At 61.6% G+C, this 13,705-nt stretch carries 12 protein-coding genes; 10 read left to right on the top strand and 2 right to left on the bottom strand.

Going from position 1 to position 13,705, the window contains the following annotated elements; translation table 11 throughout:
• The first annotated feature begins 66 nt into the window (after positions 1–66).
• The 3 genes from CS1BSM3_RS24095 to CS1BSM3_RS24085 are packed head-to-tail and all read left to right on the top strand — an operon-like array spanning position 67 to position 5,035.
• Positions 67–1,140 (top strand): HlyD family secretion protein, encoded by a 1,074-nt coding sequence (locus CS1BSM3_RS24095; protein ID WP_072391969.1) that lies wholly within the window; start codon positions 67–69, stop codon positions 1,138–1,140.
• A complete protein-coding gene (rbbA, locus tag CS1BSM3_RS24090; protein WP_072391966.1) occupies positions 1,137–3,917 on the top strand; it encodes a ribosome-associated ATPase/putative transporter RbbA in 2,781 nt (926 codons plus the stop codon). The genes CS1BSM3_RS24095 and rbbA overlap by 4 nt, the downstream gene beginning before the upstream one ends.
• 5 nt (positions 3,918–3,922) lie before the next feature.
• Complete coding sequence (locus CS1BSM3_RS24085; protein ID WP_072391963.1) at positions 3,923–5,035, top strand: ABC transporter permease; 1,113 nt, start codon at positions 3,923–3,925, stop codon at positions 5,033–5,035.
• 428 nt (positions 5,036–5,463) lie between these two features.
• Here the strand turns inward: CS1BSM3_RS24085 and CS1BSM3_RS24080 are convergent, their stop codons facing one another.
• Positions 5,464–5,742, bottom strand: coding sequence for a hypothetical protein (locus CS1BSM3_RS24080; RefSeq protein WP_072391960.1), 279 nt, complete (start codon positions 5,740–5,742; stop codon positions 5,464–5,466).
• A gap of 166 nt (positions 5,743–5,908) precedes the next feature.
• Between CS1BSM3_RS24080 and CS1BSM3_RS24075 the strand changes: the two genes are divergently transcribed.
• The 5 genes from CS1BSM3_RS24075 to CS1BSM3_RS24055 all read left to right on the top strand — a co-directional run bounded on the left by CS1BSM3_RS24075 (position 5,909) and on the right by CS1BSM3_RS24055 (position 11,803).
• Positions 5,909–7,897 (top strand): BTAD domain-containing putative transcriptional regulator, encoded by a 1,989-nt coding sequence (locus tag CS1BSM3_RS24075; protein ID WP_072391957.1) that lies wholly within the window; start codon positions 5,909–5,911, stop codon positions 7,895–7,897.
• A 368-nt stretch (positions 7,898–8,265) separates the two neighbouring features.
• Positions 8,266–9,459, top strand: coding sequence for a tyrosine-type recombinase/integrase (locus CS1BSM3_RS24070; RefSeq protein WP_072391954.1), 1,194 nt, complete (start codon positions 8,266–8,268; stop codon positions 9,457–9,459).
• Positions 9,460–9,555: 96 nt separating this feature from the next.
• Positions 9,556–9,822, top strand: coding sequence for a helix-turn-helix domain-containing protein (locus CS1BSM3_RS24065; RefSeq protein ID WP_072391951.1), 267 nt, complete (start codon positions 9,556–9,558; stop codon positions 9,820–9,822).
• 132 nt (positions 9,823–9,954) lie between these two features.
• Complete coding sequence (locus CS1BSM3_RS28145; protein ID WP_143149334.1) at positions 9,955–10,374, top strand: hypothetical protein; 420 nt, start codon at positions 9,955–9,957, stop codon at positions 10,372–10,374.
• 382 nt (positions 10,375–10,756) lie between these two features.
• Positions 10,757–11,803, top strand: a complete 1,047-nt coding sequence (locus CS1BSM3_RS24055; protein ID WP_174263772.1) for a DNA primase family protein — start codon at positions 10,757–10,759, stop codon at positions 11,801–11,803.
• Between the two features lie 198 nt (positions 11,804–12,001).
• Here the strand turns inward: CS1BSM3_RS24055 and CS1BSM3_RS24050 are convergent, their stop codons facing one another.
• A complete protein-coding gene (locus CS1BSM3_RS24050) occupies positions 12,002–12,451 on the bottom strand; it encodes a hypothetical protein (RefSeq protein ID WP_143149333.1) in 450 nt (149 codons plus the stop codon).
• Positions 12,452–12,541: 90 nt separating this feature from the next.
• Between CS1BSM3_RS24050 and CS1BSM3_RS24045 the strand changes: the two genes are divergently transcribed.
• The gene (locus tag CS1BSM3_RS24045) at positions 12,542–13,120 is read left to right on the top strand and encodes a terminase small subunit (RefSeq protein ID WP_072391938.1); all 579 of its coding nucleotides are present in this window, start codon (positions 12,542–12,544) and stop codon (positions 13,118–13,120) included.
• A 260-nt stretch (positions 13,121–13,380) separates the two neighbouring features.
• Positions 13,381–13,704: a hypothetical protein gene (locus tag CS1BSM3_RS28140; RefSeq protein ID WP_143149332.1), complete on the top strand. Its 324-nt coding sequence runs from the start codon at positions 13,381–13,383 to the stop codon at positions 13,702–13,704.
• Position 13,705: the final 1 nt, after the last annotated feature.

Genomic DNA, 13,705 nt, shown 5'->3' with positions numbered 1-13,705 from the left:
TCGGATCCCCGCGGGAGCAATAGTGCCCGTCGCGCTAATCATGATGTTCAGCAAGAGGCTTTGCCAATGAAGACCGCCTTTGCATCGCGCCGCTTGCCGATCGCGATCGCACTTGTTGTGGCCGTTGCCATCTACTTGGCGTGGGCCAAGCTCTCGGGAGGTGGGCTGCCATCCGGGATTGCGAGCGGCAACGGACGGATCGAGGCCGTCGAGATCGACATTGCAACGAAGACGCCGGGGCGGATCAAGGAGATCCTGGTCAACGAGGGTGACTTCGTCGAGGCGGGGCAGGTGCTTGCCCGCATGGATACGGAGCAGCTCGAAGCCCAGCGTCGGCAGGCCGAAGCGCAGCGGAAGCGAGCGAAGATCGGCGTCGATACCGCGGGCAGTCTGGTGACGCAACGCGAGGCGGAGCGCACTGCCGCTGCAGCCGTCGTCGCACAGCGAAAAGCCCAGCTCGATGCAGCTCAGCGCAAGCTCGCGCGCTCCGAGGAGTTGGCGAAGCGGGAGACGGTCTCCCAGCAGGTTCTCGATGACGACAGGGCTGCAGAGCAGGGGGCGCGCGCGGCCGTCGCCGCGGCCGAAGCCCAGCTCGCGGCATCGGAGGCGGCAATCAGCTCGGCAAAGGCTCTGGTCGTCGACGCGGAGGCGGCAGTGGATGCTGCACAGGCCGCCATCGAAAGCATCACCACCGACATCAACGACAGTACCTTGCGATCACCGCGGCCAGGCCGCGTGCAGTACCGCGTCGCGCAGCCGGGTGAGGTCTTGTCTGCAGGCGGCCGCGTGCTGAACCTGGTCGACCTTGCGGACGTGCACATGACATTCTTCCTGCCGACGGCGCAGGCGGGGCAGCTTGCGATCGGATCCGAGGCGCGGATCATCCTAGATGCCGCGCCCCAGTACGCCATCCCAGCCAAGATCAGCTTCGTCGCGGATGTCGCGCAATTCACGCCGAAGACAGTGGAGACCGAGGAGGAACGCCAGAAGCTCATGTTCCGGGTCAAGGCCCAGATCGCGCCAGATCTCCTCAAGAAGTACATCCAGCACGTCAAAACCGGGCTGCCGGGAGTGACTTACGTCCGGTTGTCGCCGAATGCAGAGTGGCCGGCTAACCTGCAGAAGAAGGCACTGCAATGAGCGCGCAATCGCTGCCTGCAAGCCCTTCCGAAGGAACCGTCGTCCGGATCGAGAACGTCAGTCTCTCCTATGGCAGCATCTGCGCGCTCGATGCGATCACGCTCGATTTGCCCGCCGGCTGCATGGTCGGCCTGATCGGCCCGGACGGTGTCGGCAAGTCTACGCTGCTATCCCTGATCGCCGGGGCGCGCGCTCTTCAGAGCGGCCGCATCGAAGTGCTTGGCGGTGACATCTCCGATCCGCAGCATCGCAAGTCCGCCTACATGCGCATTGCGTACATGCCTCAAGGATTGGGCAAGAACCTCTATCCCACGCTTTCCGTATTCGAGAACGTCGACTTTTTCGGCAGGCTATTCGGCCACAACAGACGTGAGCGCCAGCGCCGCATCGCCCAACTGCTCGAGCGCACTGGCCTCGCACCATTTGCGGATCGTCCTGCAGGGAAGCTCTCCGGCGGCATGAAGCAGAAGCTCGGCCTATGCTGCGCTCTGATCCATGATCCCGACCTGTTGATCCTGGATGAACCGACGACCGGTGTCGATCCCTTGTCGCGCCGCCAGTTCTGGGAGCTGATCGACGATATTCGCAACGATCATGCTCATGCGCGCATGAGCGTCATCGTCGCGACCGCATACATGGAAGAAGCCGCGCGCTTCGATTGGCTCGTTGCCATGGATGCCGGGCATGTTCTGGCCGCGAGCACGCCGGACGAGCTCTTGCAGAAGACGGGCGCCACAAACCTCGATGCCGCGTTCATTGCTTTGCTCCCGGAGGCGAAGCGGCGGGACCACCATGCCGTCGTGATCCCGCCGCGCAAAGCCGGCACTGACGACGAGATCGCCATCGAGGCCCAGCATCTGACTATGCGGTTCGGCGATTTCGTCGCCGTCGACAACGTCAGCTTCCGTATTCCTCGCGGCGAGATCTTCGGCTTTCTGGGATCGAATGGCTGCGGCAAGACCACGACCATGAAGATGTTGACGGGCCTCCTGCCGGCGTCCGAAGGAATCGCCAAGCTCTTCGGGCGCGAGGTCGATCCAAAGGATATCGATGTGCGCCGACGCGTCGGCTACATGTCACAGGCCTTCTCGCTCTATACGGAGCTGACGGTCCATCAGAACCTGGATCTTCACGCCCGGCTGTTCGACATGAGCCCGGAGATCATTCCTGGGCGCATCGGGGAAATGGCAGAGCGCTTCGGCCTTGTCGGCATCATGGACGCGCTCCCCGATGACCTGCCGCTCGGTATCCGACAGCGCTTGTCTCTCGCCGTGGCCATGATTCACAGGCCCGATATCCTCATTCTCGACGAGCCGACATCCGGCGTCGATCCGGTGGCCCGTGATGCCTTCTGGCAGATCCTCTCCGATCTCTCGCGCAAGGACGGGGTCACGATCTTCGTCTCGACGCATTTCATGAACGAAGCCGAGCTCTGCGATCGCATCTCGTTGATGCACGCCGGCAAGGTGCTCGTCAGCGACGCGCCGTCCGGAATCATTGAAAGCCGATCGGCGCGTTCGCTGGATGAGGCGTTCATCGCCTATCTCGAAGAGGCCATCGAGCAGCAGCCTGGCGCGCGTCAGTCCACTGTCGGCAAAGCGGTGCCTGATGAACGGCGAGGGGCGAGCAAAGCACGTGCGAGCCTGCCATTCCTCGATCTGAGACGCACGCTCGCCTATACACAGCGCGAGTCATTGGAGTTGAGACGCGACCCGATCCGCGGGACGCTCGCCATCCTCGGCACGCTCATTCTGATGTTCGTCATGGGCTATGGCATCAACATGGACGTCCAGAACCTGGCGTTCGCCGTCCTCGATCGCGACGATACAACCGTCAGCCGCGACTATGCCCTGCAGATCTCGGGCTCGCGCTTCTTTACGGAGAAGGCGCCACTCAGGGATTACGCCGATCTCGATCGCCGGATGACAAATGGCGAGATCAGTCTGGCAATCGAGATCCCGCCAGGTTTTGGCCGGGACGTCGCTCGCGGAAAGGACGTGCAGATTGGCGCGTGGATCGACGGCGCCATGCCTGCGCGCGCGGAGACAGTCCGTGGCTATGTGCAGGGGATGCACACAAACTGGCTTACGCAGAAGGCGCGCGAGAGGTATGGGGCTGCCGCTACGGTTGGCGCTTTCAATCTCGAGATCCGCTATCGCTACAATCCCAGTATCGAAAGCCTGACGGCCATGGTCCCGGCCATGATCCCGATCCTGCTTCTGATGATCCCCGCCATGCTCGCGGTTCTCAGTGTCGTCCGCGAGAAGGAGCTCGGCTCGATCATCAACTTCTACGTCACGCCGGTGACCCGCATGGAGTTCCTGATCGGCAAGCAGCTTCCCTACATTGGCTTGGCCTTCATGAACTTCTTCATGTTGAGTGCCTTTGCCGTCTTTGCTTTCCGCGTTCCCTTCACGGGGAGCTTCTTTGCGCTGACGGTCGCGGCGCTTCTCTACGTCATTTTCACGACAGGTATGGGGCTCGTTATCTCGGCCTTCATGAAGAGCCAGATCGCGGCCATCTTCGGCACCTCGGTCATCACGCTCATTCCCGCCGTACAATACTCAGGGCTCATCGATCCGGTGTCCTCGCTCGAGGGAATGGGGGCTCTCATTGGTCGGCTCTATCCCACTACGTATTTCGTGACGATCTCGCGGGGCACGTTCTCCAAGGGCCTCGGTTTCAGTGATCTCGCATCCTCATACATCCCGCTGCTTATTGCCGTGCCGGTCATCTATGCCCTTGGAGCGATGCTCCTCAAAAAGCAGGCGCAGTGAGCCCCATGCGCATCGCCAACATTCTCAATCTCGGCATCAAGGAGCTGCGCGGCCTCGCGCGCGATCCCATCCTGCTCGTGCTCGTCGCCTACTCCTTTACGCTCTCGATCTACACGGCGGCCACGGCCATGCCGGAGACGCTCAATCGTGCCGCCATCGCGATCGTCGATGAGGACCACTCGCCGGTATCCTCGCGCATTGTCACGGCGCTCTATCCACCGTTCTTCGTGCCTCCGAAGCTCATCACGCAGGCGGAGATGGATGCGCGCATGGACGCCGGACTCGACACGTTCGCGCTCGATATTCCGCCCAACTTCCAGAGAGACCTGCTCGCAGGGAAGTCGCCGACCATACAACTCAATGTCGATGCGACGCGTTCGGCGCAGGCATTCACCGGCGGAGGCTATGTCCAAGCCATTGTCTCGGCCGAGGTTACGGAGTTCCTGAACCGCTACCGTGGGACAACGAAGGTGCCGGTCGATCTGGCGCTCAGGGCGCGCTTCAACCCCGAGCTCAACAAGGGCTGGTTCGGAGCCATATCCAACATCATCTCTTCCATCACCATGCTTGCCATCGTCCTCACGGGAGCCGCACTCATCCGCGAGCGCGAGCATGGCACGATCGAGCATCTGCTCGTCATGCCCGTTACGCCGCTCGAGATCATGATCAGCAAGATCTGGTCCATGGGATTGGTCGTCCTGATCGCCTCGTCGGTGGCGCTGGTCGTGGTCGTGCAGGGCCTACTCAATATTCCCATTGCGGGATCGCTGCTGCTCTTCATGCTGGGCACGGCCCTCATGCTGTTCGCCACCACCTCCCTCGGGATCTTTCTGGCGACGATCGCCGGCTCCATGCCGCAGTTCGGTCTGCTGCTCATGCTGGTCCTTCTGCCCCTGCAAGTGCTGTCAGGAACAATGACGCCGCGCGAGAGCATGCCGGATGTGATTCAGTACCTGATGCTGGCTGCTCCCAACACGCACTTCGTCATGCTGGCGCAGGCCGTGCTGTTCCGAGGCGCCGGCCTGGGTGTCGTATGGCCGCAGCTTCTGGCGCTTATTCTAATTGGGACAGTGCTGTTCGCGCTTGCACTCCGTCGCTTCAGGCAGTTCCTCCGATAGCGCGCCCGCTTGTGGATCTGCGGCAGGTAGGCAGCGATTGTCCAGATCGCTCCGGCCTCTCTCTCGATTGCTCACGGTTGGGCATGACCCAGCCCCTGTCGCAGGCGTTGCCTATGTCGCGTGCGAGAGTGCCGCGTGATAATCCCCGCACCTGCAGTTCCACGTCGGGGAGCCTGTTCAGCTCCTCGTAGAGCACCGTGGCGCCCCGATGGTGGGCTCGTGTTATCATCCACGCAGAGATCCAACTGGCGAGCCGCCCGAGGCGATCGACGAACGACGGCGCCGCGGCATACTTGTCAGCCCCGAGACGAAACGGCTGATTGGTTCGCATAGTCTTTCTCGTGTCCTGGAGACGCCACGTTAAGCAAGTTCCGGAGCGGCGTGGCTCCCATCCCGGCACTGGGCGATCACCTGAGCGCAGCAGCGCGTCATCGCTTCGGCGAGGCCATCTCAGCGTCCCGGCTCTCGCGTGGATGGCCTGCGCCGGCTTGGTCGGCTATCGTGGGTTGGTCCGCTGGCGGAGACACATTGATGCGTATCTGACATTCGGCGCCCCACCCGACGTAATGGTTGCAGATTTGCTTCGCCTCTTCGGTTTCGCGCGGGGTGACTGTGATGGTCTTCACTTCTTGAGCAGCGGTTGGTCCCCGCATGGCGGCGAGCAAGACCAGGCCGCACAGCCCCAAGGCGATCTTGATCTTGGACATGACGTGTGGCTCCATGGGGTGTTTGGCGAGCTTCGGGGCGGTGCCGCTACTCACATTCAATGGAGCCTGCTGACGTTGTTTCGAGCGTTGCTTGGGCGTTGCAGCGGTGTGAAAAATTATGGATTTTTACGAAGAGAGAGCGATTTCAAAGGAGCCCCACAGATTTATGGACAGCTTGCATACCTCGACGTTCAAGCTGTCCCTGCTTGGCAACTTTGCCCTCACTGGGCACGATCGACCAATTGACTTGGCGAGCAAGAAGCTCTCCGGCTTACTCGCCTACCTTGCCCTGGCCGGGCCCACGCCACAGCCTCGCGAGAAGCTCTTCAGTTTGTTCTGGGGATCGCATTTCGAGGTGCAGGCCCGCCAGAACCTGCGCACGGCGCTGTTCCGACTGCGCAGCATTCTCGGTCGGGACGCAGTCATCAGCGCAGGCGAGGCGATCTCGCTGGCGCCCGGCTTGGTCACTTGCGATGTGGTGCGGCTTGAGGATCTTGTCCGTGACGGCAGCCGCGCCGCCCTCGCGGAGGCCGCAGGGCTGTACAAGGGCAGGCTCCTGGCAGACGTGAACATCGAGGAGGATGCGTGGAGCGAGTGGGCCGAAGTTCAACGTCAGCGCATCGAAGGCATGGCGCTCGATGCCATGGTCAATCTCAGTGAGCAGGAGCTTCAGCTCGGCAATCACGAGCAGGCCCTTGAAGCGGCAGGCCGGGCTGTTGCGGTCAACGGTCTGCGCGAGGATGCCCATCGGCTGATCGTCCGGGCCCTAGCCGTTGCAGGACGCAAGGCCGAAGCGCTCAAGCACTACCAGGACCTCATTGCTCTTCTGAAGCGCGAGCTCAATACGGAGCCTGATGCGGCAACCAAGGCGCTCGTCGCCGAGCTCCGCAGCACACAGCCGTCGAGTAGATCGCCGGACGTCGGTGACGTCGCGGAACCCGCGCCGGCTCACACGACAGGCTCCGAAAGGCCCGCTATGGTCGTTCTGCCGTTCCAGAACGTGAGCGGTGATCCGGAGCAGGAATATTTCGCTGACGGCGTTACCGAGGACATCATAACGGCCCTGTCGCGCTTTCACGAGTTCGCGGTCATCGCACGCGGGTCGAGTTTCGCCTTCAAGGGTAAGAGGTTGACCGGCCGGCAGCTCGCGCAGGAACTCGGTGTCCACTACGTGCTGAGTGGCAGCATACGCAGGGTCCGGGATCGCATCCGTGTGTCCGTGGAGCTGACCCACGCCGAGAGCGAGGTTCAGGTCTGGTCGGATCGCTACGATCGCGCGCTCATGCACGTCTTCGACCTGCAGGATGAGATCAGCGGGACTGTCGCCGCGGTGGTTGCCCCTGCTCTTCGCCGCGCAGAGATCGAACGCGCGCGCCGCAAGCCGGCGGCCAATCTTTCGGCCTACGACCTCTACCTTCGGGCTCTTCCCCATCTGTGGCACGGGACCGGCGACGATCTTACGAAGGCAATCGAATTCCTTCGGCAATCACTCAAGCTCGACAATACAGGCGCCCCCACGCTCGCGGCACTGGCTTGGGGGCTCATCATGACCTTGCCTCTCCTGGGGAACGCGTCGCCGGAAACCAGAAACGAGGCGCTTGCGCTGGCGCGCCGCGCTGTCGAGCTGGACGATACGGACGCATTCGCCCAGGCGGTCTACGGCTTCACTTTGTTCGGGCCTGTCGGCCAGGACCATCATCAGGGGCGCATCCATTCCAAGGAAGCCCTGCGCCTCAACCCCAGCTCGGCCTTTGCCTGGGGCACGCTGGGGATGATCGGCGCGATGGGGGGCGAATACGAGAATGCCATCGAGTGCCTCGACCGGTCGCTCGCCCTCAGTCCCTACGACGACATGCTCTGGATGTGGACGACCGGTTTGACCTCTTCGTACTTCGCGCTCGGGCGCTACGAGGAGGGGATTGCGTGGGCACGCAAGTCGGTTCAGCACAAGCCGGGACATGGGACGGGGCATCGGATGCTGGCGGCAAACTTGGCTGCTGCCGGGCGTCTGGAAGAAGCCCGCGACGTCACGCGCACGCGCGATGCGGTGCGGAAGACGACGATCCGGGAGCTTCGCGCCGCGCGTTTCTTCAAGCAGGACGACGTCCTCGAGCGCTACCTGTCGGCCCAACGGATGGCAGGCGTCGCAGAATGACGGTCAGGCGCCGACTGCCGTGAGCAGTGTTCGGATGGTCCGGACGGTCAGGATGAAGGAACTACGCTCCGCCGCACCGCACGTATGTCGCGGATCAGCCCGGCGGGATAGGCGACGATGCGACCGGCGCTCAAGCCTGCGGCTCATTGTGAGCCATGCGTCGCTGCGGCTGAGAATAGATCAGTAATTATGGCGGAGAGGGAGTCCGTCGAACTGTAATTCTCCGCCATTCGCGTCTGTTCGCTGCTGTCACCTATATTATTGTATATCCTCGCTATTTTAATCCAGCTTGTTCGTAGCTATTCGCTATGATTCACTGGAAGCCATGGCTCTTGCTGGGGCCAAAGCTGGATCAAGTGAGGTGCGATATGGCGCGTCCGTTGCACAAGTTCTCCGCCAAAGCTGTTGAGGCGATCGACGCTCCAGGCCGGCATGGCGACGGCGGCGGGCTCTATCTGCATGTGCGTCATGATGGCAGGCGACAGTGGTCGTTCCTGTACAGATGGGGCGGTCGGCAGAAAGAGATGGGCCTAGGCTCATTTCTGCCGGTCGAGCCCGAGAAGGGCGTGCGTTACGAACACACGTCGCTCGCCGAGGCCCGCCGGAAAGCCACCGATGCGAGGGCCGCTCTTGCTAAGGGCATCGATCCAATGGTCGCGCGCAACGCCGCCGCAGAGGTGCCGACTTTCGGCGCGTTCGCCGACGAGCTGATCGACGATCTGGCACCTGGCTTTCGGAACGAGAAGCACGTTGCGCAGTGGCGTATGACCTTGGGGGACGCCTACTGCCGTGCTCTGCGGAAGCGTCCGCTCAATGAGATCGGCACTGACGACGTGCTGAAAGTGCTGAGACCGATCTGGACGAAACGGCCTGAGACAGCGAGCCGCGTGCGCGGGCGGATCGAGCGCGCGCTTGATGCGGCAAAAGCCAAGGCCCTCAGGGAGGGCGAAAACCCTGCGCGTTGGCGCGGTCATCTCGATGCTCTTCTGCCGGCCCCTCAGAAGCTCAAGCGCGGGCACCATGCTGCCATGCCCTATGGCGACGTGCCGGCGTTCGTGAGGCGCCTCCGCTGCGCCGAGGCCATGGCGGCGCGAGCGCTAGAGTTTGCGATCCTGACGGCAGCCCGATCCGGCGAGGTGCTCGGGGGAGAGTGGTCCGAGTTCGATCTCGATGCGGCGATCTGGACAGTTCCAGCCGGCAGAATGAAGGCAGGGCGAGAGCATCGCGTGCCGCTCTGTGATCGGGCCGTGGCGATCGTGAAGGCGCTCGGCAAGGCGCGTGTCGGGCCGTACGTATTTGCCGGCGCGAAGCCCAAGATGCCGCTCAGCAACATGTCGCTGGCGATGCAGATGAGGCGCATGAAAGTCGGTCATTTCACGGTGCATGGCTTCCGTAGCGCATTTCGCGATTGGGCGGCCGAAGAAACCTCGCACCCGCGCGAGATCGCAGAAGCCGCATTGGCTCACGTAGTCGGCGACGCGACTGAAAGAGCGTACCGGCGCGGAGACGCGCTCGAAAAACGCCGGGCGCTTATGAAGGATTGGGGAAATTTTTGCGCCTGATGATCCAACTGTGTTCCTGATAATACGTAGCTATTCGCATCGCGAAACCGTTCGCAGACAATGATTCGTCGGTCTTCAACAGAAGGATCGACGCTTATGAATACGACTGCAATTTCTCAGCCCGACATGACGCTGTTTTCAATCCCCGAAGTAGTCGCCCGGCTCAATACGGGGCGAACACGGCTTTACGATCTGATCAATTCTGGCCAGCTGCCCGTTGTGAAATTGGGCGCGCGAACCTTCGTTCGCCCGAGCGATCTCGCAAGTTTTATTGAGTCACTCCCCGTCGCTCAGCCGCACGAGCATCTTCGACCCCGCGGACGCGGACGCCCGCGCAAGACAAACGAGGCCAAGGCCGCCTGATTTCTCGCCTCAAAAGTAAATCGCCCGAACCGTTGGCGCGGCTCGGGCGGGCAGGCGATCTAAATCTGAAAGACGTTGCAATAATAGCAACAATCGCCTGCCTTTTCAACTTCGATCTGAAAAGGCACCACAATGAACCAATACGTCCCCGTGTTCCCGCGCTCTGTGAGCGGCGGCGACTATCGTATGCCGCTCGATCATCCATGCTGCGAAAAGATCGGCGCTCGTGCTGATCGAGTATATCGTGAGGCGCCTCTGGCAGAGAGTGAACGAGTACGCCTGCTCAAATATTACGGAATGCTTCAGGAGGCGGATGAGCGCGCGGTCGACTTCTTCCTGCACGCGCCACTTCCGGAAACAGATTTCAGGCCGCTCGTTTGGAACGTGGGACGCTTCAATGCCCGGGACACATTGCTGACGCAGGGCATCAATGAGAAGCGACACCCCGCATGGCTAGCAGGCTGGGTATGGCGTGTTTCCGAATGGGTTGCGAAGGTGGAGCTCAAGTACGGCATCGCAGAAGGGGGCGGCGATGTCGGAGACGATATCTGAGCCGCGCGCGGCAAAGTCCACTCCGCCGCGCGCCAACGCAAACGGCACCGCCGGGCCGATCCTCAGCCCAAAGGCACCGATGAAATCGGCGCGGTCGCTTGTCGACACCCGCTTCATGAGGGCTGGCGTTCGCCGAATCCAGCATCATCGTGGCGTGTTCTACACGTGGCGCAATGGCTGTTACCGAGAGGCCAGCGATAGCGCCGTTGCGACGAATGTGTGGAACCATCTCGACAAGGCGCTACGATTTGGCCCGGAAAAGAAGCTCGTCGCGTTCGAGCCGACGAGGGCGAAAGTCGGCGATGTCTGCGCGGCGCTGGCGGCCGTATGTCATCTCTTCGATGATATCGAGGCTCCGGCTTGGCTCTCCGGCGGGGACGACATGCCGCCGGCCGATGAATTTCTGGCAGTCAGAAATGGCCTTTTGCACATCCCGAGCGAGACGCTACATCCCGCAACGGCCGGCTATTTCGGCCTCAATGTTGCCGGCACCGCCTACGATCCGGAAGCTCTTGAGCCACAGGAATGGCTGCGGTTCCTCGGTCAGCTCTGGGGCAGCGATCCTCAATCCATCGAGACCCTGCAGGAAATTTTCGGCTACCTGATCTCGGCGGACACGTCGCAGCAAAAAATCCCCCTCATCGTCGGCCCGAAGCGATCTGGCAAGGGCACGATCGCGCGCGTCCTGACCGCGTTGCTCGGTAAAGACAGCGTGGCGAGCCCGACGCTCAACAGCCTCGACGGCGACTTCGGCCTCGCATCGCTCATCGGGAAGCCCGTCGCCATCATCGGCGATGCGCGCCTCAGCGCTCGCGCCAACCAAGCTGTAATCGCCGAGCGGCTGCTAGGGATCTCCGGCGAGGACACAGTGCAGATCAATCGCAAATACCTGCCTGAGTGGATTGGGCGGCTGCCGACGCGTTTCGTCCTCATGACAAACGAGCTTCCGCGCCTCGCTGACGCTTCCGGGGCGCTGGCCTCGCGGTTCATCGTGCTGACGATGGCACAGTCGTTCTACGGGAAAGAAGATCGCGGCCTGTACGGGCGCTTAAGCGCTGAACTTCCTGGTATCCTGAATTGGGCGATCGAGGGGTTCTTGCGACTACGGCAGCGCGGCTACTTCCAGCAGCCTGAGAGCGCCCGCGATGCGATCGACGAGCTGGAAGCGCTCGGCTCCCCCGTGGCTGCCTTCATCAAAGAAAAGTGCACGGTCGGCTCCGGGCAAACCTGCCAGCCTGAGCGGGTCTTCGAGGCATGGAAGAACTGGTGCGCCAACAACGGCCGGAGAGAGCCGGGCACGGTCCAGAGCTTCGGCCGCGATCTCAGGGCCGCTGTACCGGGGTTAAGCGTCCGGCGGCCACGAGCAGGCGGTAGTCAGCAACGCATGTACGAAGGAATTTCCATCGGAGCCGCGTTGTCGGATTGGTAGCCTGCCGGCAGAAGATGTCAGTCGATCAAGCCGGTGGCGACCAATCGCTGCCGGCTTCTTTGCGTTGGGCGGGTGAACTCAAGCGTAATCCTGAGCCGCAGTGAGACGCGACTTATTCCATTGTAGGAAGAATTAGGGGGTAAAGTGAAAAAGAGAGAGGAAAAAAAAATAATGACTACAAGTGCAGCAAGTCGCGTCTCACCGAGGCTCAGGCAGGCGGGTCTCACGATCGCTGGCTGCTTGTCGCCATTGGTCCTTTATCTTCAGACGACAGTATTCCCGAAGAGGATATGTGAAGGCGATCGCTCCCCATAAGGCGACGGTGATTGCGATCATTGTTCTGTAAGAGGTCCAACGGCCATCATCGTCGAATGCGCCCCAGCTGTCCGGCATCCAAAACAACGCGCTGTTGATGCCGCCGAAGGCGAAGACGCCATATCCGAGGATGCTCAACCCGACGATGATCCGGTTCTGCAATAGTGGATGGTGAGTACCAGGCGCCTCGTCCTCCCGTCGCATATCCTCATGTAGCTCAAGAACCTTTCGAGGGCTTCGCCACGCTGTCCAAATGGTCCAGATGGCCAACGCGGCCGACGCGGTAACGACGAGCGCAACTAGAGCGGCAATCGCAATTCCAACAATCTGCATCTGGGCCTCCCGCACTTCATAAAACCGCATATTGTCAAGGCAACTAACCATCTGCCGGCATGATCGTGCTTCGAAAGAGGGGCGATCGCAATGGCACTCACCGGCAAGCGCGCACGATTTGTGCAGGAATTTCTCAAGGACCTGAACGGAACGCAGGCAGCGATTCGCGCTGGCTATAGCGAGCGTACGGCCACTGTGCAGGCGTATGAGCTTCTGCGTCATCCTGACGTTGCCGCCGCGATCGATGCCGCCAAAATCGAGCGCTCCCGCGAGGTCGGCGTTGATGCTGCCTGGGTGTTGCGACGCCTCGCCGCCGAGGCTGAGGCCGATATTGCCGATCTCTACAACTCAGAAGGCGGCCTGAAGCCAATCCACGAATGGCCCCTGATCTGGCGGCAAGGCCTCGTTGCCGGTGTCGACGTCGAAGAACTGTTCGAAGGCCGCGGCGATGACCGCGAGCACGTCGGCACGCTTCGCAAGATCAAGCTCTCAGATCGCACGCGCCGGCTCGAGCTGATCGGCAAGCACATCAGCGTCAACGCATTTCAGGACGTCATCCAGCACAAGGGCCTCGATGGCCTCCGCGATCGTCTGGCGCGCGCGAACGGCAGGCTCACGACGCCGCGTATCGATGTGCCCGGCCGAGATCGACGTAAATCGAAATCCTGACCGCGGGAGAGCGCCAGCAGCCGCTTGCGCCGTCCTCGGCGGCAGTGCTGCGGCGATTGTCCATTCTCCCCTTGCCGGCCCTTCCCTGAAGTTCCGCTTAGGCGCCTTAATATTTGTTGCGAAAATCACAACATAAGTAGCTGGAAATAAATGGAAAAGAGGATAGATCAGATGCAATAAAAACTGGGCGCATTAGCCAAATCAGCTCATGATTCTCATCCAGATGTCGCGTCACTCACATCGCGAAGATGAGGAAGCCAATGAGCATACCAGCAGCAAAATCCGCCGCCGAAGATCTGCTTGAGCTGGCGCAGGACGCCGATGCAGCAATCACGGCGTTCCGCGCACTGCTTTCCAACATCTACGAGAAAGAGTGCGCAATCGTCAGGGAGCTTCAGGCAGGCGGCGGTCATCCCGCATGGGCCGGCCCTGGGATTAGGGGCGGGCAGAGTGGGCTCGCCCTCTATGCAGCCAGTCGTGCCCGCCTACCTCAGTCCACGCCTAACCCCAATCTGGCCGATCCCACAGTGCTCCAGCTCGCATCAAGTGCCTGGGCGTTCCTCAATCCTAATCCGCCTTCGTGAG

This window comes from Hyphomicrobium sp. CS1BSMeth3 (genome assembly GCF_900117415.1).
In the GTDB taxonomy this organism is placed as follows: Bacteria; Pseudomonadota; Alphaproteobacteria; order Rhizobiales; family Hyphomicrobiaceae.
This window is presented reverse-complemented; position numbering and strand designations above follow the sequence as displayed.

Excerpts from the sequence above, each read along its gene's own strand:
- CS1BSM3_RS24050 (WP_143149333.1), bottom strand. The coding sequence starts at position 12,451 with ATGCAGATTGTTGGAATTGCGATTGCCGCTCTAGTTGCGCTCGTCGTT.
- CS1BSM3_RS24045 (WP_072391938.1), top strand. The coding sequence starts at position 12,542 with ATGGCACTCACCGGCAAGCGCGCACGATTTGTGCAGGAATTTCTCAAG.
- CS1BSM3_RS28140 (WP_143149332.1), top strand. The coding sequence starts at position 13,381 with ATGAGCATACCAGCAGCAAAATCCGCCGCCGAAGATCTGCTTGAGCTG.
- CS1BSM3_RS24075 (WP_072391957.1), top strand. The coding sequence starts at position 5,909 with ATGGACAGCTTGCATACCTCGACGTTCAAGCTGTCCCTGCTTGGCAAC.
- CS1BSM3_RS24080 (WP_072391960.1), bottom strand. The coding sequence starts at position 5,742 with ATGTCCAAGATCAAGATCGCCTTGGGGCTGTGCGGCCTGGTCTTGCTC.
- CS1BSM3_RS24065 (WP_072391951.1), top strand. The coding sequence starts at position 9,556 with ATGAATACGACTGCAATTTCTCAGCCCGACATGACGCTGTTTTCAATC.
- CS1BSM3_RS24055 (WP_174263772.1), top strand. The coding sequence starts at position 10,757 with ATGCCGCCGGCCGATGAATTTCTGGCAGTCAGAAATGGCCTTTTGCAC.
- CS1BSM3_RS24085 (WP_072391963.1), top strand. The coding sequence starts at position 3,923 with ATGCGCATCGCCAACATTCTCAATCTCGGCATCAAGGAGCTGCGCGGC.
- CS1BSM3_RS28145 (WP_143149334.1), top strand. The coding sequence starts at position 9,955 with ATGAACCAATACGTCCCCGTGTTCCCGCGCTCTGTGAGCGGCGGCGAC.
- CS1BSM3_RS24095 (WP_072391969.1), top strand. The coding sequence starts at position 67 with ATGAAGACCGCCTTTGCATCGCGCCGCTTGCCGATCGCGATCGCACTT.
- rbbA (WP_072391966.1), top strand. The coding sequence starts at position 1,137 with ATGAGCGCGCAATCGCTGCCTGCAAGCCCTTCCGAAGGAACCGTCGTC.
- CS1BSM3_RS24070 (WP_072391954.1), top strand. The coding sequence starts at position 8,266 with ATGGCGCGTCCGTTGCACAAGTTCTCCGCCAAAGCTGTTGAGGCGATC.